The organism is Pedobacter sp. SYSU D00535 (assembly GCF_017355855.1).
GTDB lineage: Bacteria > Bacteroidota > Bacteroidia > Sphingobacteriales > Sphingobacteriaceae > Desertivirga.
In genome coordinates this window covers 196,671-215,960 of the sequence record NZ_JAFEWD010000004.1, presented here as the reverse complement: position 1 = coordinate 215,960, position 19,290 = coordinate 196,671, and the positions used below count along the sequence as shown (strand labels likewise).

Below are 19,290 nucleotides of genomic sequence, written 5' to 3'. Positions count from 1 at the left end.
GTCTCCTGTTGCCCGCGGACTAGTTCCAAATCCCGTTTAGTTCCGTAAGTATAATGGGGCGACCGCCAGTAACGACGATAGTATGTTCATGCTGAGCCACAAAGCCACCCTTATTACCCACCAGGGTCCATCCGTCGCTTTCTGTGTTAGCAATTGTTGAATCGGTAGAGATGAAAGTCTCAATAGCGACAACAGAATTTTTTCTGAAGCGAGCCGTGTTGAAACGATTGCGGTAGTTCGCTATTTCACTTGGTTCTTCATGCAGGCCGCGTCCAATTCCATGGCCGGTTAAGTTCTTGATCACCTTATAGCCCGCTTTCTTGGCTTCGGTCTCTATCAAGCCACCGATGTCCGCTATTTTCACGCCTCCTTTAATGCTGAAAATGGCTTTTTTTAGTATCTGCTTTGAAACTTCTATCAACCGTTCAGTTTCCGGCCTACCTTGTCCAATCAAAAAAGATCCACCGTTATCTGACCAGAAGCCGTCGAGCTCGGCAGATACGTCGATATTGATGAGGTCGCCTTCTTTTAGTATCTTCTGTGCTGAAGGAATCCCGTGAGCTACTTCACTATTTACGCTGATACAAGTCCAGCCTGGAAACCCATAGGTTAACGCTGGTGCCGATTTGGCTCCCAGTTGCGCCAGCAGTTGTCCACCAAATTCATCCAGTTCTTTAGTCGACATTCCAGGCCGCGCATGATTCCTCATTTCCCTCAGCGTATAAGCAACAGCTTCGCTTACTCTCTTCATTCCTTCCAGTTCTGATTCCTTAGAGATCGACATAAAAACATTTTTAAAGTTGAGGACTTCCAGCAAGAAAGACCTTTACCAAGGTAAAAATAAAAATTACTTTAAGCTAAAGCCCTGTTTCAGCGGAATGCTAAACCAAAATGTGCTTCCTTCTCCTACCTTGCTCAGCACACCAATGTCCCCCTGGTGCCTCTTAACGATCTCCGCCGAGATGTAAAGGCCGATTCCAAGGCCAGACATGCCGGGGTTCAACCCTTCTACGCGATAAAACCTGGAGAATATTTTTTCCTCCTGCCCTTCCGCGATTCCAATCCCGAAGTCTTTAACCCTAACCTTCACCTGCCCTTCTACCACTTCCGTACTTACCCGCACCTCGGTTGCTTTTGGAGAATACTTTATGGCATTAGTAAGAAAATTAATAACAACCTGTTCGATCCGTTGCCGGTCAGCAACTACTATCACCTCCTGCTTCTGTTCATAGAGAATTTTATGAGAGCCTGATGAATGCGCTACAATTTCTATTGCTTCTTCCAACACGTCTTCCAGCGGAAATTGCTCATAATTCAACTCCAGTTTACCGGCTTGGATTTTAGATACATCCAGTAAATCAGAAACCAATGAAGAGAGCCGATTTACCTGCTTCATTGTTTTATTGATAAACTCGTTGCTTCCGCTTTCTGCCTCCTTTCGAGACAGGATTTGAAGATAGCCGCTTATACTTGTTAAGGGTGTTTTTAACTCGTGACTAGCCAGCCCAATAAACTCATCTTTTTTCGCATTCAGGACCCGGACTTCCTCATAAAGCTTAGCATTATCAAGAGCTACTGCTGCCTGAGATGCAACTCCCAGTACTATCTTCTCGTGCTCCTCGGTAAAAACACCGGCTTTTTTATGCCCAAAGAATAGTCCACCGATCACCGTTCCTGACTTTGAGGTAACAGGCACTGCTAAATAACTCACTACAGGAAGATGCCCTTTAGGCATACCGTGATGCGGAGGATTTTTTCCATAACGAGGGTCTTTCGTTATATCGTCCACTCTTACTACTCCTTCGCCGCTGAAGGTTGGGTGAAAAACAGCGGTATTGCGAGGAGCACCAAAAGATTCAAAAGCCTCTTTAGGGGCTCCCGATAAGGTATAGAGCAGAAAACTCTCGCCCTCAGGATTTGTACTGGTATAAAAGAACGCTCCAAAATTAGCTCCCGTTAACTTGGTAGTCGCATCAGTTACCTTTTGCAAAATACCGTTCAGGTCGAGGCTCTCTGAGATCGAAATACCGATTGAATTTAAAACTTCCAACCGTTCCGCATTTCTGCGCAGCATCTCTTCCGCGTGTTTTTGCGGCGTGATATCCATCACTTCAACTACCGTAGCAACAGGAACGCCGTTTTCGAAAATAGGACTTGCGGCGCAAGACACCGGGAAAGGAGTCCCGTCTTTCCTAAAAAAAAGATCTTCATGAGCCCGAATCTCAAAATTTTGCGGTAGCGCACGATCGAGTGGACAATCTTTCATTGGATATTCCCGCCCATCAGGGTAATGATGGTGAATCATATAATGCAACTGGCGGGAACTTATCTCTTCAAATGTGTATCCGAACATCTGTTCCGCAGCTTTGTTCATGAAAGTACAGTAACCTTCAGCGTTCATCATAAATAAGGCAGAGGTTGCATTATCTGTGATAGTTTTGATAAGCTTATTCTGCGTGCTGAGGGCAATGTCCGCTTCTTTGCCCTTGGTGATATCAATCACGAGTCCCTCATAATAGATACGGTCATCTACCTTTCTGGATCTCGCTCTCGCCAATACCCATCGGGTAGAGTTATCATGCGTCTTTACCCGATATTCAATTTCGTAGGGTAGGTTTTTGTCAATCTGCGCTTTCCGCTTCTCATTCGCTTTAGCCAAATCTTCTTCCTTGATGTTCTTCAAAAAATCATCCAGGGGAATACCGTTCTCATCGTAATCAAGACCATAAAGCGTACATAGAATTTTGTCTGCATATACAATCCGGCTACTATAATCAAGAAGGTATGTACCCACAAGACCTTGACCGAGGCCTTCTTCCAGGTCCTGCAGGCGTCTCAATTCATCACTGATATTAAATTTTTCCAAAAAAATACTCCTTAATTATATTGTGTTTAACGCCATTCACTTAAACTCAAACTCATCCCGCAGAGAATTGTAAGATACAAGTTAACACCTTCGATTGTTATGATTGTTTTCATTCTGCACATAACAGTATGACGTATATCAGAGCAAAGATACTGTATCATAACAAAAACATTTTAGAATATTGATAATAGCATTACTATCACACTAAATAGCAATGCTTATTTTTGCAAAAATTTAAGAGGCGTGGCAAACCAGTATTCAATAAGGGAAGCAACTAGAAAGCTCTTCCAATTAATAAATTTGGAACGAAAAGAAATAACAAGTGTTTACATCTATGCTGTAGTAAGCGGGATAATTCTACTGTCCCTACCTCTCGGCATCCAAGCCATCATTAACCTTGTATTTGGAGGAACTGTCAGCACTTCGCTCATTGTTTTGATTGTTCTGGTAGTGATTGGAGTTTTACTTAACGGGATCCTTCAAATAGCACAGATGCGTGCCAGTGAACGCATCCAACAGCGAATCTTCACCCGGCTAACTTTTGCCTACGCATATCGAATCCCGCGGCTCAACTTATTAAGCATCGACAAGTATTACTTGCCGGAGCTTGTAAACCGTTTTTTTGACACCGCCAGTCTCCAAAAAGGCTTATCAAAACTTTTACTTGATTTTCCTGCAGCCAGTATCCAGGTCTTGTTTGGGCTGATATTACTTAGTTTCTATCACTCCATTTTTATTGCATTCGGATTTCTACTGGCCGTACTTGTGATCATGATCTTTTACGTGACAAGTCCGAAGGGATTAAGGACAAGCATCAGAGAATCGGACTATAAATACGATGTGGCACATTGGCTGGAGGAAATCTCCAGAAGTATTAAGACTTTTAAGTTTTACCAGCATAACGACCTACACCTGAAAAAGACCGACAAACTGGTAAACGGCTATCTACACTCCAGAGATGAGCATTTTTCAGTTCTGGTTTTTCAATACCGCATCGTTATTGCCTTCAAAGTCCTCATTACCGCAGGAATGCTGATCATCGGATCGCTGCTATTTATAAATCAGCAAATTAACCTCGGCCAGTTTATAGCGGCAGAAATTATCATTATTACCATTATTAACTCCGTTGAGAAGTTAATTGTTAGTCTTGAGGTCTTGTATGATGTACTCACCTCGCTGGAAAAAATCAATAAGGTACTCGAAAAGCCACAGGACTCTGAAGAAGGCTTGATCAACGAAGACAATTGGTCGCATACTCCTGGTATCGCTGTAAAGCTCACCAATGTTACTTTTGGATACGATAAAGCAAATCCGATAATTAGAAATCTCGACCTTGACATCAAATCCGGGGAAAAAGTGTGCATCACCGGATCTGAAGGTTCAGGAAAATCGACACTGCTCACACTGCTAAGCGGCACCCTGCAAAACTTCACCGGTAACATCCTTTACAACGGAGTTCCGCTGAAGAGCCTAAAACCTCAGGTTCTTCATAAAAATGTGGCCATGTACCTGACGGAAGAAGAGCTCTTTGGAGCAACTTTGCTAGAAAATATCACGGTGGGCAAAAACAACCCCGACTTAGGCGAGCTGAATAAAGTTTGTGATTTGGTAGGGCTCACCGAGTTTATCAATATGCAACAGCAGGGACTAGGCATTGTGCTGGATCCGCAAGGGAAAAAGCTCTCATACAATACCACACAAAAGATTCTACTAGCACGATGCTTATTCATGAAACCATCGTTACTGCTTTTAGAAGACGGATGGATGGGACTTGAGGCAGAATCAAAAAATAAAATTATAGACTTCCTCACTTCCGAAAAAAATCCTTGTACAGTGGTGGCAATTAGCAACGATGCGGTTTTTGCTAGTAAATGCGACAGAGTAATTAGAATGAAAGATGGTTCTGTAACTAATAGCTAAAGATGTTTTTAGACAGCAAAACACAAACGGATAAGTTGAAAGAGTTCGACTCCTTCAATAAAGTTATAAGCAATGAGCCTTCTAGGAAATGGAGAAAATATTTACTCGTAGCTCTTTGCATCCTCGCGATTATCCTTCTATTACCTTGGACGCAAAACATCCAATCGCCGGGAATTGTGTCTACGCTACAACCCAACCAACGTCCGCAGCAGATTAACAGCGTTATTGCGGGGCGAATTGTAAAATGGCATATTCAGGATGGTCAAGTCGTAAAAAAGGGCGATACGCTGCTGCAGTTAGCAGAGGTGAAAGAAGAATATCTGGATTCCTCTCTACTTGACAGGGTAGACGAACAGATCAGGGCAAAAAGTGCGTCGATTGATTTTTACAGACAGAAAGCCAATACCACCGAACAGCAACAGCAGGCGCTGCTCCTCGCTATGAAACTGAAGATTCAGCAGTTGCAGAACAAGTATCGCCAATACAGGCTTCAGGTGCAATCGGATAGCATCAGCTTTATTGCTGCAAGAAATCAGTTAAGAATTGCCACTGAGCAGCTAGATCGCCAGAAGGAATTGTATGAGGCAGGATTAAAGTCGCTCACAGAACTCGAGCAACGTCAGCAGTACTTTCAGGATGCGCAAGCCAAGAAAATCAGTGCAGAAAACAAATTCTACAGTAGCAAAAACGAGTTGATAAATATCCGTTTAGATTTATCAGCCACGGAGCAGGAATACGCTGAAAAAATTTCCAAAACAACAGGAGAACGATTTTCCGCCTTGTCGCAGGTGTCGACAACCGAAAGTGAAGTGGCTAAACTTCGCAACCAGTACACCAATTACAAACAACGTCGGGGCTTTTATGTGATCACCGCTCCGCAGTCGGGGCAGGTACTCCGCACGGTTAAATCCGGGATCGGAGAAGTAGTGAAGGACGGGGAGCAGCTAATGCAGATTGTACCAACGCAGTTCGAGCCTGCAGTAGAAATGTTTATCTCCCCCGTTGACATGCCGCTTATTAAACCCGGCCAGCGGGTTCGATTGCAGTTTGATGGTTTTCCCGCAATTGTGTTTTCCGGGTGGCCCCAGGCTTCTTATGGAACTTTCGGAGGAAAAATTGCAACGGTGGATCCTTCCATCAACCCCAACGGTAAATTCCGAATTTGGGTGGTTCCCGATGGGGAAAAGCCATGGCCGCAACAGCTACGGTACGGCGGCGGAACTCAGGGAATCGCACTGTTAAAAGACGTTCCAATTATTTATGAGTTATGGCGACAACTGAACGGCTTCCCTCCTGAATATTATAAGGGTCCAAGTGAAACCGAAAAAAAAGAGAAGAATGAGAAATAGTGTTCTGCTAAGTCTCTTGTTTATTCTGCTGGCCGGCAGTTCAAATGCCCAGGTAACTTCTGATACACTTAGCTGGGAAGGTTTTATTGCCATCATACGCAAAAACCATCCGGTCAGTCAGCAAGCCCAACTACTGGAACGTCTTGCCAGGGCGAGAAAGTTGCAGGCCCTTGGCAACTTTGATCCAAAACTAAGTCTGGATTACGATAGAAAACTGTTCGACGGTACAGAGTACTACACCTTTACAACGCCTGAGGTGAAGCTACCTCTCTGGTTTGGGCTTGAATTGAAAGCGAATTATACTGAAGCTGAGGGTGCTTACATCAACCCGCAGAACAAAGTACCGAAAGAAGGACTCAGCTACGCCGGCGTGAGCATTCCGCTGGGTAAGGGACTCTTGATGGACCGACGACGAGCCTCTCTACGCCAGGCCCGGATATTTGCAGAAGCGAGCGAAAACGAACAACGTGCTATTTTGAACGACTTGTATATGCAAGCTGGGGAAAGCTACATCAACTGGCAGAACAATTACCGCATCTTTAAAATCTACGAGGGTACACTGGAGCTGGCAAAGGTGCGTTTTGAGGCGGTAAAAAGAGGTTTCAGAGGCGGTGATCGTCCGGCTATTGACACTATTGAAGCCCTTACGGTTTTGCAGCAGCGCGAATTGCAGCTACAGGAAGCGAGCCTCGAATTACAAAACGCCTTGTACGAGCTTAGCACCTTCTTATGGTTGGAAAACAACACAGCGGTCGACCCGGAAAAACTATCTATAAGGCCTCAAAACACGCTCGTTCTTCCTCTTACAGCGGATACAGACATCACTAATAATCCCAAGCTCCTGAGTTATGAATTTAAATTACGTGACCTGGCGATAGAAAGAAGACTTAAAGCTGAAAGCTTAAGACCTGAACTAAATTTACAGCTGGGCCTCTTGAACAAGGGAAGAACGCCGCTACGAAATCTGAATGCAGATTACTGGAACAATAATAATAAGATTGGATTGCAGTTTGCCTTTCCTCTGACGCTTTCAACCGCCAGAGGCGAGTTAGCTGAGGCCAAAATCAAAATTCAGAATACGCAATTGGAGCAGACACTGGCAAGGAATGAGCTTGAAAATAAGGCGCGACAAAATATTGCTGAGCTGACCAACCTTCAAAATCAACTACAAATCTTAAGGCAGTCCTATACGGCTAATGAGCAATTGCTGAAGGGAGAAGAAATGCGTTTTCGCCTGGGAGAAAGCTCACTGTTCCTGGTAAATTCGAGAGAAAGTAAACTACTTGAACTCAATGAGAAGATCCTGGCAACCGAGGCCAAAATCAAAAAGGCACAGTTGAAGGTGCTTTGGCTCTCGGGCGAGCTGCCTGAGAAATTGGAATCTTTACCGTAGACCAGGGGCGAGCTGCGGGAAAAGGGTAACTGGAATACTGGCGGGCTAATCTAAACCTGATAGAGCGGATACCGGCCAGGCGGGGAAGGCCTGCAGGCGTATGAGCGATAGCAGGACTGCAGGTCGATTGAAATACATCCGTTCGTTTTCAAAAAAATATGCCCCCACCTCCTATTTATTCATTTGCTGATAATAAAATTGAAATGACGCTGGGATTTGTATTTTTGCCCAGATAAACACTTGTAAAAAATGGGTAGAATTAAAATTAAAGATTTACTAAACGCCACAGAGTTTGGACAGGAGGTTACAGTTAAAGGATGGGTTAAAACCTTTCGTAACAATCAGTTTATTGCTATTAATGACGGTTCTACCATAAATAATATTCAGGCTGTAGTTGATTTTACCACTACTGACGAGGCTTTACTAAAACGCATTACTACTGGCGCCGCTGTTTCTGTTACAGGAGAGTTGGTGGAGTCGCTGGGTAAAGGTCAGCGGGTAGAAATAAAAGTACGGGAACTGGAAATTTTGGGCGACAGTGACCCGGAGAAATTCCCTCTTCAGCCAAAAAAACACAGTTTGGAGTTTTTGCGTGAGATTGCGCACCTGCGTTTCCGCACAAGCACCTTCAATGCCGTGTTTAAAGTAAGACATGCCCTCGCTTTCGCGGTTCACAAGTTTTTCAACGACCGCGGATTTGTTTACATGCACACACCTATCGTGACGGGATCAGATGCTGAAGGTGCTGGTGAAATGTTCCGTGTGACCACATTAGATCTGGACAACATCCCACGCAATGAAGACGGTTCGATCAATTTCAAAGAGGACTTTTTTGGAAAATCGACCAATTTGACGGTATCTGGCCAGTTAGAAGGCGAGCTGGCAGCGATGGCTTTTGGTGAGATTTATACCTTCGGTCCGACCTTCAGAGCTGAAAACTCCAATACCACCCGCCACCTTGCAGAGTTCTGGATGATAGAGCCGGAAATGGCATTCTACGACCTGAACGATAACATGAATTTGGCGGAGGACTTATTGAAATATCTGATCCGTTACGCCTTAGATAACTGTAGTGATGAGCTGGAATTCCTGAAAGCACGTTTGCTGGAGGAGGAGAAGCAGAAGCCACAGAATGAGCGTTCTGACCTGGATTTGATCGCTAAGCTAAACTTCTGCCTGGAGAATTCCTTTGAGCGGCTGACTTATACGGAAGCTATCAATATTCTGAAAAACTCAAAGCCGAACCAGAAAAAGCAGTTCAAGTATTTGATTGAGAACTGGGGTGCAGATCTTCAATCGGAGCACGAACGTTACCTGGTTGAGAAGCACTTTAAGAAGCCGGTAATTTTGACCGACTATCCAGCAGAGATCAAGGCATTTTATATGCGCCAGAACGAGGTGGATGCTGAAGGCAGAAAAACGGTAAGGGCAATGGACATTCTTTTCCCGGGTATTGGTGAGATTGTGGGCGGTTCACAGCGGGAAGAACGGCTGGAACTGCTGGAACAACGCATGCGCGAAATGCACATCCCGGTGGAAGAGATGAGCTGGTTCTTAGATACCCGCAGATTCGGCTCCGCTCCGCACGCAGGTTTTGGGTTAGGATTTGAACGTCTGGTACTTTTCGTAACCGGAATGACAAATATCCGCGACGTAATTCCTTTCCCTCGGACACCAAAGAATGCGGAATTTTAGTGTTAAAAAAAGATAAACAAAAAGCTCCTGAGGGAGCTTTTTCTGTTTAGATGCGAAGAGGAAAGTTGAATAGTAGCAACCGACTGGAAACTCCTGCTTCCGGCACAACCGTTTATATCGACTACTCGGAAAAGCTAAGGGTGTTGGAGGTAGAGTTCCGCGGCTCCAGAATCTACCATTACTTGAATGTGGAGCCGCAAATGTGGGAAAGGTACAAACTTGAGGTGCTGAACGGCGGGTCGTCCGGAACTTTTGTAAATACACAAATTAAGCCTCTGTATGAATACGTAGAACTTGCCTAATGGGTCGTTTATGACAGAAAACAACGTACTTCAACTTAAGATAGTCGCCGTTAAACAAGAAACGGCCCTGGCTAAAACGTATACTCTGGAGCCCCTAACCGGCTTGTCGCCGCGACACCGGCCAGGACAGTTCCTTACGTTCCTGCTTAATATCAGAGGTCAGGAGATCCGGCGTTCCTACTCGATTCTCAGCCTGCCTGGGGAGCCATTAAAAATTACGGTAAAAAAAGTAGTGAATGGACAAGTATCCCGCTATATTCTTGACACCTGGGAGATGAACTCGGTAGTGCAGGCACTTAGTCCTGCGGGACGGTTCACGCCGGAGCCTATCCCTAACGCTCAACGAGATATCTTCTGTTTTGCTGCCGGTAGCGGGATTATCCCGATACTTCCTCAGATCCGTTATCTTTTGGAGGAAGAGCCACAGTCAGTAATTCATCTTATTTACAGCAATCACAACGAAGCAGACACTCTCTTTTTAGATGAAATTGAAGATTTGGCGAAGCGGTACCAGCAGCTGGAACTGGTCTTTCTATTTTCAGATCCCGTACTGCGACTTGCAGAACAGGGCAGATTGAGCAACCTGAGTACGGAAGTTTTGCTAGATCGACTCTTGCGCTTCGACAGGAACAATTCCCTGTTTCTTTTGTGTGGACCATTCAGTTATATGCGAATGCTACGGTTCACCATTGGTTTGATGGGTTTCAAGAAAGAGAACATTTTGAAGGAGAACTACCTCCCCGAAATTATGCGGGCCGGCAATGTGCAGTTGAAAAGGTTTCCCGATGCATTGGCGCATTTTAGCATGAACGGAACGAAAACGGAGGTGCAAGTAAAATCGGGCCAAAGTCTTTTGGATGCCGGACTTGCTGCAGGTTTGAATCTTCCTTATAGTTGCAAAGGTGGAGTTTGTGGCAATTGTGCCGCTGTTTGTCGCGGAGGAGAGGTATACATGAGCATAAACGAAGTATTAACAGAAGCCGAACTAAAAAAAGGATGGGTACTTACCTGCACCGGCTTTCCAGCGCAGAGCCCGGTTACAATTAATTTTCAGGACGTTTGGTAAAAAGACAAAACTTTAGAAAGCAAATTTAATTTTTATATCATGCTGTTGAAGATTTACGAGAACAATCCAAGTGAAAAAGCCATTCAGCAAGTTGTTGAGGTGCTTAAAAAGGGAGGGGTTATAATTTACCCTACAGATACCATCTATGGTTTAGGTTGTGACATCACAAATCAGAAAGCTATCGAGAAGATTTGTCAAATCCGAGGCATCAAGCCCGAAAAAGCAAATTTCTCTTTCGTTTGCTACGACCTTAGTCACATTGCTGACTACGTAAAACCTATAGATACATCGGTCTTCCGCCTATTGAAAAAGGCCTTACCCGGCCCTTTCACGTTTATTTTTGAAGCGACGAACAAAGTACCGAAGCTGTTAAGCTCGAACAAGAAAACAGTAGGAATACGTGTTCCGGATAATGAAATCGCTAGAGAAATTGTCCGCCAGCTCGGCAATCCCATCCTGTCTACCTCTATTCACGATGAAGATGAAATCATGGAGTACTCTACCGATCCGGAACTTATTCATGAGAAATACAAGGGGCAGGTAGACATAGTAATCGATGGAGGTTACGGAGGGAATATGCCGTCTACCGTGGTAGACTGCACTACCGGTGACTTTAATATCATCCGACAAGGTAAAGGAAACCTCGAAGAATTAGTTTGATGGATGGAGGATGTTAATACGTCAGTTTTGACATCCTCTAGCCTTGTATAAAATCCCAATCTTCCCTGGCGACGAAAATAATTACTAAACTAAAATCTAAACTTATGACATCAAAAAGCTTCCCGACCAATCTTATCGCTGTTTTAGTATTCTTAGCCCTTCTGATTCATATCGCCAAAGAAGGTTTTCTATTCGGCCAGTGGCTTAGAGCTTTATAGTTTACTGCAAATCTGTTTAGGTTATAAGTTTTGAGCCTTTCGGTTATGCAAGTTCCGTTGATCCTTACACTTACGCTGGACGATCAAAGCTTTGTTCACCTAAACGCTCTTCGTAAAAAGTATTTTCCTCCGGAAAGGAACTATCTGGACGCACATTTAACGCTGTTTCATAACTTACCCTACTCTCAACTAGCCGAAATTGAAGGTAGACTTGAACAACTCAGTCAACAACAAGAGGTGTTCAGTTTAACTGCTAGCGAAGTACTATTTCTGGGGCGCGGGGTAGCTTTCAAACTGGAAAGTACGATTCTTCAGTTAATGCACAAGCAATTGCAAAACGCCTGGCATCCGTACCTGATACCTCAAGACAAGCAAAAGCTATGGCCCCATGTGACAATTCAGAATAAGGTATCCCCAGAGGCTGCCAGAAACCTTCAACAGACCTTAACGTCCTCTTTCAAGCCTTTCACCATTCAGGCAGAAGGTTTTTCCTTATGGAAATATTTATCCGGCCCTTGGGAACTTTACAGGCAGTTCCCCTTCCTGTCTTAACCCTTGTTTCAGAATTTCCTGATCGATGTTAAAACATATTTTAGTTGTCCTCGGACGCTGTTGAATTTATCCTTGACTATAAAGGCTATAATATTTGTGCTCTTCGCAAAAGACACTTGAAAATGTTCTTAGGGAAACTGTTGGAGAAGGCCGGGGTGCTATTTGAAAGAACTGAGGTTTAGAGAATTGTATTGCTGCAGAGGGAAGCACTAACAGACTGGCCTGCTACCCGCCTGTTAGTGCTCCAGTTGAATCTACTTGATTTCTTGGTATTCAATTTTTAGATCGCTACCAAAAGGAGTAGTCCCTCTCCACTTTCCTTTAACCTCTACTTCTTTGCCGGTATTTTGGTTTACCAAAGTAGCCTTGTAGGTAAGTGTATATTTTTTAATTTTCAAACTAGAGTTAACAGTAATTCTGGTGTAAGGGGTATAACTTAGGGTGTTGACCTGTGTTTTTCCCGATGGCAGCTCAACCACGCCCGGCTCATACAGCCATTTACTTGAGCCAACTGCAACCTGATTGTCGGACAGAAGTTGGACCGGTACCGAAACTTTTACGGAATCAAGATCAAATTCAGGAAATGCCATTGAATCGCTACTAGAGAAGTGCGATGTTTCTTTAATCTCTTCAAAAGAGTCGAAAAATGTCGTCCCGTGGGCATTACTCTTATTTTCAACAGTGACAGGCTTTTGAAGGATCGTTATAATCTCCTCGCCATCGCCCTCCTCCATCGAGTAGCTAATCGCTTTAAGAATAAAAACTTCTGGTTGCTTCTCTTTACTGTCGTTTGGTTCGTCAAAGCCGTCTGAGCTCTTCTTGCAGGAGGTAATCACAGAGACTAAAAGGAATAGGTAAAGTATTTTTTTCATGTTCAGGTGTATTTAAGTTATAGTTAAAGGTAGAAAAAATTTCGTTCCCGTAAATTTATTGATGTGGGTTTCTCCAACCTACTGACCTCCTCCATTTAAATCACCACAACCTTTCTTTCATCCCACCGTATTGCAGATTACATTATTTTTCAGAAGTTTGCACTGCCGTGTCCTGCGGTTTTGAGTTTAGAATGAATATGTTAACTAACCTGGTAAATCCTGTCAGGTACTTTGTATTTTGGCTGCTCTTCTTCCTTCTGGAGCGATTCACGTTCCTCTTGTTTTTTATAGGGAGATTAAAAAGCTTGTCGTTGCCCGAGATTGCCAAGAGCTTTGTGTACGGTTTATGGCTAGATGCTTCTATGGCTGCCTACATCTGCAGCATTCCATTATTAGTATTCCTTGTCCTTTTGCTCTTCCCACAACTACGAATAAGTAAGAAACTAGTTAAAGGTTACACGGTCTTTTGGGTGGTCTTCGTATCGCTAGTAGCGGTAATCAACGTAAATATTTACAAAGAATGGGGTTCACTTATTAGCTATCGGGCATTCGAATTCGCCTTCAGTTCTCCGGGAGAAGCGCTCGCGAGCAGTCTTTCTTCTCCACCGATTCCCTCCATCCTCGTACTGACCTTAATGCTTCTTGCTGGTTTCGGCCTGTCGCGCTCACTGGTTCGATACGAGATGTTCAGAGAAGGTTTCAAGTGGTACAAGCTTCCGCTGATTGTCGGCCTGGCAGCAGCAAATGTAGTAGCAATCAGGGGTGGACTTCAGCTTACCCCTATCAATGAAAGCATGGCGTATTATTCGGATAGTCAGGATTTGAATTATGCATCCGTGAATCCCCAATGGTCTTTTTTTCAGTCAGTACAAATGTCCTTATCGGCGAATAAGTACCCATACAACTATTTGAAGGAGGCAGAGGCTACTGCGTTGGTTAAGGAACTGTATACTAAACGCTCAGGAGGGTCGGAACAAATACTAAAGACGAACCGACCCAATGTAGTATTAATAGTAATGGAAGGCTTTACTGCTGACGTCGTGGAGAGCTTGGGTGGCGAAAAGGGCGTAGACCCCTCGTTGGAGAAACTGAAACAGGAAGGTGTGTTTTTCAGCAATATCTACGCTTCGGGAAGCAGAACTGACAAAGGTCTGGTAGCGATACTCAGCGCCTTCCCTTCACAAACGCGTCCAAGTATCATTAAGGAAAGCTCCAAGCATAAAAACCTGCCATCACTGTATAAAAGCTTCAATCAGCTGGGATATAAAACATCCTTTTATTATGGAGGTGAAAGCCAGTTTACCAATATGAAATCGTATTTGTATAATAATGGTTGCGAGACGCTGGTAGACAAGTCGAATTTCGAAGAGCACGAATTGAGCTCTAAGTGGGGTGCTTATGACGACCGGGTCTTTGCTAAATTATTGAATGGCCTGAACAAAGAAAAGCAGCCTTTCTTCTCTACCATTCTTACACTAACGAATCACGAGCCCTTCGACCTACCTGTTCGCCCTCACTTTGAAGGGGATGATTTGGTAAACAAATACAAAAGCACTGCCTACTATGCTGATTCATGCATCGGCGACTTTGTTGAGAAAGCTAAGAAACAGAGTTGGTATGACAATACTGTTTTCATTGCTGTTGCCGATCACGGTCACCGCTTGCCCCGAGATATTCAAATTCATGATGCTGCCCGGTACCGCATCCCCTTACTGTTTTTTGGTGGCGCAATAAAAGAGGAGTACAAAGGAATTACGGTAGATAAAATTGGGAGCCAGACGGATATAGCGGCAACGCTATTCACACAAATAGGACTCCGCTTTCCACAACTTTGGTCGAAGAACTTGCTGGATCCGAAAGCGCAAGACTTTGCCTTTTACAACTGGGATAATGGATTTGGAATGGTCGATCCTACACAGGCCATTACCTTCGAGGCAGTAAGCGGTAAGGTAGTCTTCCGTAAAAACAAAGTCTCCAAAGAGATCGACAACCGGTTGCTTAAAAACGCCAAGGCCTATATGCAGAAGGTGTTCCAGCAGTATATGGCATATTAGCGCTGGAAGTGGCACATTCGTCGGTGCTTCCCCTGCTGTAAAATAGACCTGACAGGCGCGGATACCGGCCCTGAGCTTAAGGCCTGCAGGCGTATGAGCAGATGGCAGGACTGGCCCTGATGCGAGAGTTGGCGTTCTTCTCCATATTCATTCAAGTACTCCTTGTCACCAACGAGGCCTCAAATCATTCCTTGATTGTTCTGCGCGAAATAGTACTTTTGCAGAAATTACTTAAAGTAATAATTTCAGGTTAAAATCAGCATATAAACATGAGCATTGGACTGTCGGAACAGGAAATTTTGCGCCGTGAGGCGTTGAAGCAGCTTCGGGAATTAGGTATTGAACCTTATCCTGCAGAGGCTTTCGAGGTAAATGTAACTGCCAAAGATATTAAGGAAAATTACGAGCGCGATAAAACCAACTACAAGAATATCAGCATCGCGGGTCGTATTATGAGCCGTCGGATCATGGGCAGTGCTTCTTTTGTGGAGCTGCAGGACGCGACTGGTCGTATCCAGATTTATTTCAAGCGCGACGATCTTTGCCCAGGTGAAGATAAGACCTTATATAACACCGTATTTAAGAAACTGCTGGATATTGGCGATTACCTAGGCATTAAAGGATACGTTTTCACCACGCAGACAGGCGAAATTTCTATTCACGCAGCCGAATTTACTGTGCTTGCAAAATCATTAAAGCCACTTCCGATTGTGAAGCGGGATGAGGAAGGTCACGTATACGACGGTTTCACAGATCCGGAATTGCGTTACCGCCAGCGCTATGTTGACTTAACCGTTAATCCTAACCTGAAGCAGATCTTTATCAATCGTTCAAGGGTAATCAATACGATGCGCAATTACTTCGACAGTCAAGGCTGGATGGAAGTAGAAACGCCGATCTTGCAACCAATACACGGAGGGGCCGCTGCCAGACCTTTCAAAACGCATCATAACACCCTCGATATGCCGCTTTACCTGCGTATTGCGAACGAGCTTTATCTGAAACGCTTGATTGTAGCGGGTTTTGATGGCGTGTACGAATTCGGTAAGATGTTCCGCAACGAGGGCATGGACCGCACGCACAACCCAGAGTTTACCTCGATGGAAATTTATGTTGCCTACAGAGACTATGTGTGGATGATGGGAATGGTAGAAGAGTGTTTGGAGAAAGTAGCTGTAGCTATCCACGGCACTCCTAAAGTTCCAGTAGGGCAACACGTGATCGATTTTGCCGGACCTTACGAGAAGCTGTCGATGTTCGAGTCGATCCAAAAATATACCGGCATTGATGTTTCTGCAATGGACGAAGCTGGCCTGAGAACAGTTTGTGCTGATCTGGGAATTCAAGTCGATGCTTCCATGGGCAAGGGCAAACTGATTGACGAGATCTTCGGAGAGAAAGTAGAAGCGAATCTGATTCAGCCCACTTACATCACGGATTACCCTGTAGAAATGACGCCGCTGGCTAAGAAACACCGGAGCAAAGAAGGGCTGGTAGAGCGTTTTGAGCTGTTTGTTAACGGGAAAGAGATTGCCAATGCTTATTCTGAACTGAATGATCCCCTGGATCAGCGTGCTCGTCTGGAAGATCAGCTTTTATTGGCTAATCGCGGTGATGAAGAGGCGATGGCGATGGATGAAGATTTCTTACGTGCATTAGAATACGGGATGCCTCCTACTGCCGGGCTTGGCATCGGTATTGACCGCCTTGTTATGCTAATGACTAACCAAAGCACTATTCAGGAAGTGCTATTCTTCCCTCAGATGCGTCCGGAAAAGAGACTGAAGGTAGCTTCGGTAGACGACTTTAAGGCGATCGGGGTTCCGGCCGAGTGGGTTCCGGTATTAATTAAGATGGGATTCAATACCATTGAAGAACTGAAGGCTGCAAATCCGAACAAGGTATTCAATGACCTTGGCGGGATGAGAAAGAAATTGAAGCTTGATATCACTGTTCCAGCCAAGGAAGATGTGATGTTATGGTTTGAATAAGGAGCATCCATAAAATTTTAAGGCTCGTCTTTCACAGGCGGGCCTTTTTGTATTTCAGGGTACTAACCTTATTAACAAAACCTTAATCAACTGCACATCTTCGCTTTACACTCCCCCATTACCTTTATATTGAAAATAGTATTGTGATTATGAAACTATCTAGCATTGAAATAACAGAAAACGAATACTTGATTAAATTGAATAAAGAGGACTTCGATTTATCATTCATCAACAACCTACTAAAACGAATTCAAGCAGAAGGTTTATTTGCTTCATTTCGTACAGCTGCAGACGATGAAGACATCATCACCCGCAGAAGAGAGGCTGAAAGAAGTGAATACTTCGATCATCTTGACGACAAATAAAATCCGGTCCGGTCAGACTGGCAAAGAATGACATCTTCTGAACTGATAATCATACAAATAAAAAAAGCTCCGTATTGGAGCTTTTTTTATGTTCATCTTGCTTTGAATTCTATCTGCCTCTGAAGCCGCCGCCGCCGCGCTGTTGAACAACGGTGCGATCCATCTGGCTCATCTGCCCTTGCATCATCTTGATCTGCTCTGCTAGAAGCTTGTTTTTATCCGCCTTCTTAGCTTCCTGCAAATACATAGTAGCTTCACGTTTGTTCCGTTTCGCCATGGCTATTCCAGCAAGGCTAAGTTTCGCAAGTGCAATGTTGTGATCCATTGTCATTCCCAAAGACAGAGCTTTCTTGAAGTACTTCTCAGACTGCATGGGCGCTCTGCGTGACTCGATCAATCCTAACAACAAATGGTAATAACCTTGTTGTGGCTTAATCAGTTCCTTTTCGTAATTCTTAATTTTTGACAACCACTGTTCAGCCATATCCATATTTTCTTTACGGAGATAAAACTGAGCTATAAGCATTTTTTCGTTAAAGAAAAACGTTACAAACACGAGAATGGAAAGCAGTATAACCAGGATCCCCCAGCCCCAATGACCGAAAACGATCAGCGCAATTGCTGATCCCAGAAGGGCGAATCCAAGAATTAACCTTACGATATTTGGCATCTTAAAAAATCTTTATTTTGTGAGCGCAAATATCTGCTTATTTAGCCGCTTAAACAAGAAAACCGCGAATTATGGCAATTCAACTAGAAGAATCATGGCAGAGTGTTTTAGGAGAGGAATTCGAAAAAGACTACATGAAAAGACTCGGGAATTTTCTGCAAGCGGAGAAAGATTCGGGAAAAACCGTTTACCCTCCAGGAAACTTGATTTTCAATGCATTCAATCATACTCCCTTTGATCAGGTGAAAGCTGTAATTATCGGACAGGACCCCTATCACGGCCCCAACCAAGCTTTCGGACTTGCTTTTGCGGTTCAAAAAGGTGTTACTGTACCTCCTTCGCTGCGGAATATCTATAAAGAACTTGCTGCAGATATTCCCGGGTTCAAAATTCCTACTCACGGCGATTTAACGAAGTGGGCAGATCAGGGAGTACTTTTACTCAACGCGACGCTGACGGTAAGAGCAACCGAGGCAGGTTCTCATCAAAAGAAAGGATGGGAGCAGTTCACGGATGCAGCAATTCAAAAACTAGCTAAGCAGCGGGAAGGAATTGTATTTCTTCTTTGGGGAAGGTTTGCCCAAACAAAAGCAGCTTTTATCAATGCCGATAGGCATCATATTTTAACTGCCCCTCACCCCTCACCGCTCGCCAGGGGCTTCGAAGGATGCCGGCATTTTTCGGCAACCAACAAATTCTTACTAGAGCAAGGGAAAAAAGAAATAGACTGGCAAATAGAAGGCTGAGCTTCCTGATACTTCTATTCGTATTCTAAGGGCATTACCGGATCCTTTTTGCTAGTGGAAAGGATCATCATGGTTTGAAAAGTTTTAACTACACTGATGTTGCTGATCTTCTCCATAATCAATTTCTCATAAGCCTTAATATCTTTCACATGAACCTTGAGGATAAAATCACACCCGCCGGTTACGTGGTGACACTCCACCACTTCCTTGATATCCTTTACTTCGTCGGCAAAAGTTTGTATGGTGTTGCTCTTGTGAAAGTCAAGCTGCACCTGAATGAAGGTTTTGATACCAAGGCCTAGCTCCTCTTCGTCAATTACTGCGTGGTAGTTTTTAATAATTCCTGCATTTTCCAACTTCCTGACACGCTCGAGAGTTGGGGCTGGAGAAAGTCCGATTTCTACCGACAGCTGCAAATTGGTAATCCGACCGTTTTGCTGGAGAATCTTTAATATTTGTAAATCTATCTTGTCAGGTTGAAAAGGCATAACTGAAAATATCAGCCAATTTAAAACAAATTAAATACTTCTGTTATTTTTAGACTAACCTAATTTAATTATTAGATTTGTAA

At 44.0% G+C, this 19,290-nt stretch carries 17 protein-coding genes; 12 read left to right on the top strand and 5 right to left on the bottom strand.

Annotated elements, in window-relative coordinates; all coding sequences use genetic code 11:
* Positions 1 to 19: 19 nt before the first annotated feature.
* Positions 20 to 784 (bottom strand): type I methionyl aminopeptidase, encoded by a 765-nt coding sequence (gene map / locus J4N23_RS11505; RefSeq protein WP_207427405.1) that lies wholly within the window; start codon positions 782 to 784, stop codon positions 20 to 22.
* Positions 785 to 847: 63 nt separating this feature from the next.
* Positions 848 to 2,866, bottom strand: coding sequence for an ATP-binding protein (locus J4N23_RS11500; protein ID WP_207427404.1), 2,019 nt, complete (start codon positions 2,864 to 2,866; stop codon positions 848 to 850).
* Positions 2,867 to 3,166: 300 nt separating this feature from the next.
* Between J4N23_RS11500 and J4N23_RS11495 the strand changes: the two genes are divergently transcribed.
* The 8 genes from J4N23_RS11495 to J4N23_RS11460 all read left to right on the top strand — a co-directional run bounded on the left by J4N23_RS11495 (position 3,167) and on the right by J4N23_RS11460 (position 12,021).
* A complete protein-coding gene (locus J4N23_RS11495; protein ID WP_207427403.1) occupies positions 3,167 to 4,786 on the top strand; it encodes a peptidase domain-containing ABC transporter in 1,620 nt (539 codons plus the stop codon).
* 2 nt (positions 4,787 to 4,788) lie between these two features.
* Complete coding sequence (locus J4N23_RS11490) at positions 4,789 to 6,135, top strand: HlyD family secretion protein (protein ID WP_207427402.1); 1,347 nt, start codon at positions 4,789 to 4,791, stop codon at positions 6,133 to 6,135.
* Positions 6,125 to 7,528 carry a TolC family protein gene (locus tag J4N23_RS11485; protein WP_207427401.1) on the top strand — a complete coding sequence of 468 codons (1,404 nt, stop codon included), beginning with the start codon at positions 6,125 to 6,127 and terminating at the stop codon, positions 7,526 to 7,528. The genes J4N23_RS11490 and J4N23_RS11485 overlap by 11 nt, the downstream gene beginning before the upstream one ends.
* Positions 7,529 to 7,777: 249 nt before the next feature.
* Entirely contained in the window at positions 7,778 to 9,223 is a 1,446-nt protein-coding gene (gene asnS / locus J4N23_RS11480; protein ID WP_207427400.1) for an asparagine--tRNA ligase, read from the top strand.
* A 50-nt stretch (positions 9,224 to 9,273) separates the two neighbouring features.
* Positions 9,274 to 9,525, top strand: a complete 252-nt coding sequence (locus J4N23_RS11475) for a KTSC domain-containing protein (RefSeq protein WP_207427399.1) — start codon at positions 9,274 to 9,276, stop codon at positions 9,523 to 9,525.
* 10 nt (positions 9,526 to 9,535) lie between these two features.
* Entirely contained in the window at positions 9,536 to 10,591 is a 1,056-nt protein-coding gene (locus tag J4N23_RS11470) for a 2Fe-2S iron-sulfur cluster-binding protein (RefSeq protein WP_207427395.1), read from the top strand.
* 39 nt (positions 10,592 to 10,630) lie between these two features.
* A complete protein-coding gene (locus tag J4N23_RS11465; protein WP_207427393.1) occupies positions 10,631 to 11,251 on the top strand; it encodes an L-threonylcarbamoyladenylate synthase in 621 nt (206 codons plus the stop codon).
* Between the two features lie 263 nt (positions 11,252 to 11,514).
* A complete protein-coding gene (locus tag J4N23_RS11460) occupies positions 11,515 to 12,021 on the top strand; it encodes a 2'-5' RNA ligase family protein (protein ID WP_207427391.1) in 507 nt (168 codons plus the stop codon).
* A 254-nt stretch (positions 12,022 to 12,275) separates the two neighbouring features.
* Here J4N23_RS11460 and J4N23_RS11455 read toward each other — a convergent pair whose 3' ends face one another.
* Positions 12,276 to 12,893: a hypothetical protein gene (locus J4N23_RS11455; RefSeq protein WP_207427390.1), complete on the bottom strand. Its 618-nt coding sequence runs from the start codon at positions 12,891 to 12,893 to the stop codon at positions 12,276 to 12,278.
* Positions 12,894 to 13,090: 197 nt separating this feature from the next.
* Here J4N23_RS11455 and J4N23_RS11450 point away from each other — a divergent pair, with 197 nt between their 5' ends.
* The 3 genes from J4N23_RS11450 (at position 13,091) to J4N23_RS11440 (ending at position 17,303) form a co-directional block, all read left to right on the top strand.
* Positions 13,091 to 14,947 (top strand): LTA synthase family protein, encoded by a 1,857-nt coding sequence (locus tag J4N23_RS11450; protein ID WP_207427389.1) that lies wholly within the window; start codon positions 13,091 to 13,093, stop codon positions 14,945 to 14,947.
* 269 nt (positions 14,948 to 15,216) lie between these two features.
* A complete protein-coding gene (gene lysS, locus J4N23_RS11445; protein ID WP_207427388.1) occupies positions 15,217 to 16,938 on the top strand; it encodes a lysine--tRNA ligase in 1,722 nt (573 codons plus the stop codon).
* A gap of 149 nt (positions 16,939 to 17,087) precedes the next feature.
* Complete coding sequence (locus tag J4N23_RS11440) at positions 17,088 to 17,303, top strand: hypothetical protein (RefSeq protein ID WP_207427387.1); 216 nt, start codon at positions 17,088 to 17,090, stop codon at positions 17,301 to 17,303.
* Positions 17,304 to 17,412: 109 nt separating this feature from the next.
* On the opposite strand, the gene J4N23_RS11435 is transcribed toward J4N23_RS11440, so the two are convergent.
* Entirely contained in the window at positions 17,413 to 17,973 is a 561-nt protein-coding gene (locus tag J4N23_RS11435) for a lipopolysaccharide assembly protein LapB (RefSeq protein WP_207427386.1), read from the bottom strand.
* A 71-nt stretch (positions 17,974 to 18,044) separates the two neighbouring features.
* Here J4N23_RS11435 and ung point away from each other — a divergent pair, with 71 nt between their 5' ends.
* Positions 18,045 to 18,719, top strand: a complete 675-nt coding sequence (gene ung / locus J4N23_RS11430; RefSeq protein WP_207427385.1) for a uracil-DNA glycosylase — start codon at positions 18,045 to 18,047, stop codon at positions 18,717 to 18,719.
* 14 nt (positions 18,720 to 18,733) lie between these two features.
* Here the strand turns inward: ung and J4N23_RS11425 are convergent, their stop codons facing one another.
* Positions 18,734 to 19,207: an Lrp/AsnC family transcriptional regulator gene (locus tag J4N23_RS11425; protein WP_207427383.1), complete on the bottom strand. Its 474-nt coding sequence runs from the start codon at positions 19,205 to 19,207 to the stop codon at positions 18,734 to 18,736.
* Positions 19,208 to 19,290 lie beyond the last annotated feature (83 nt).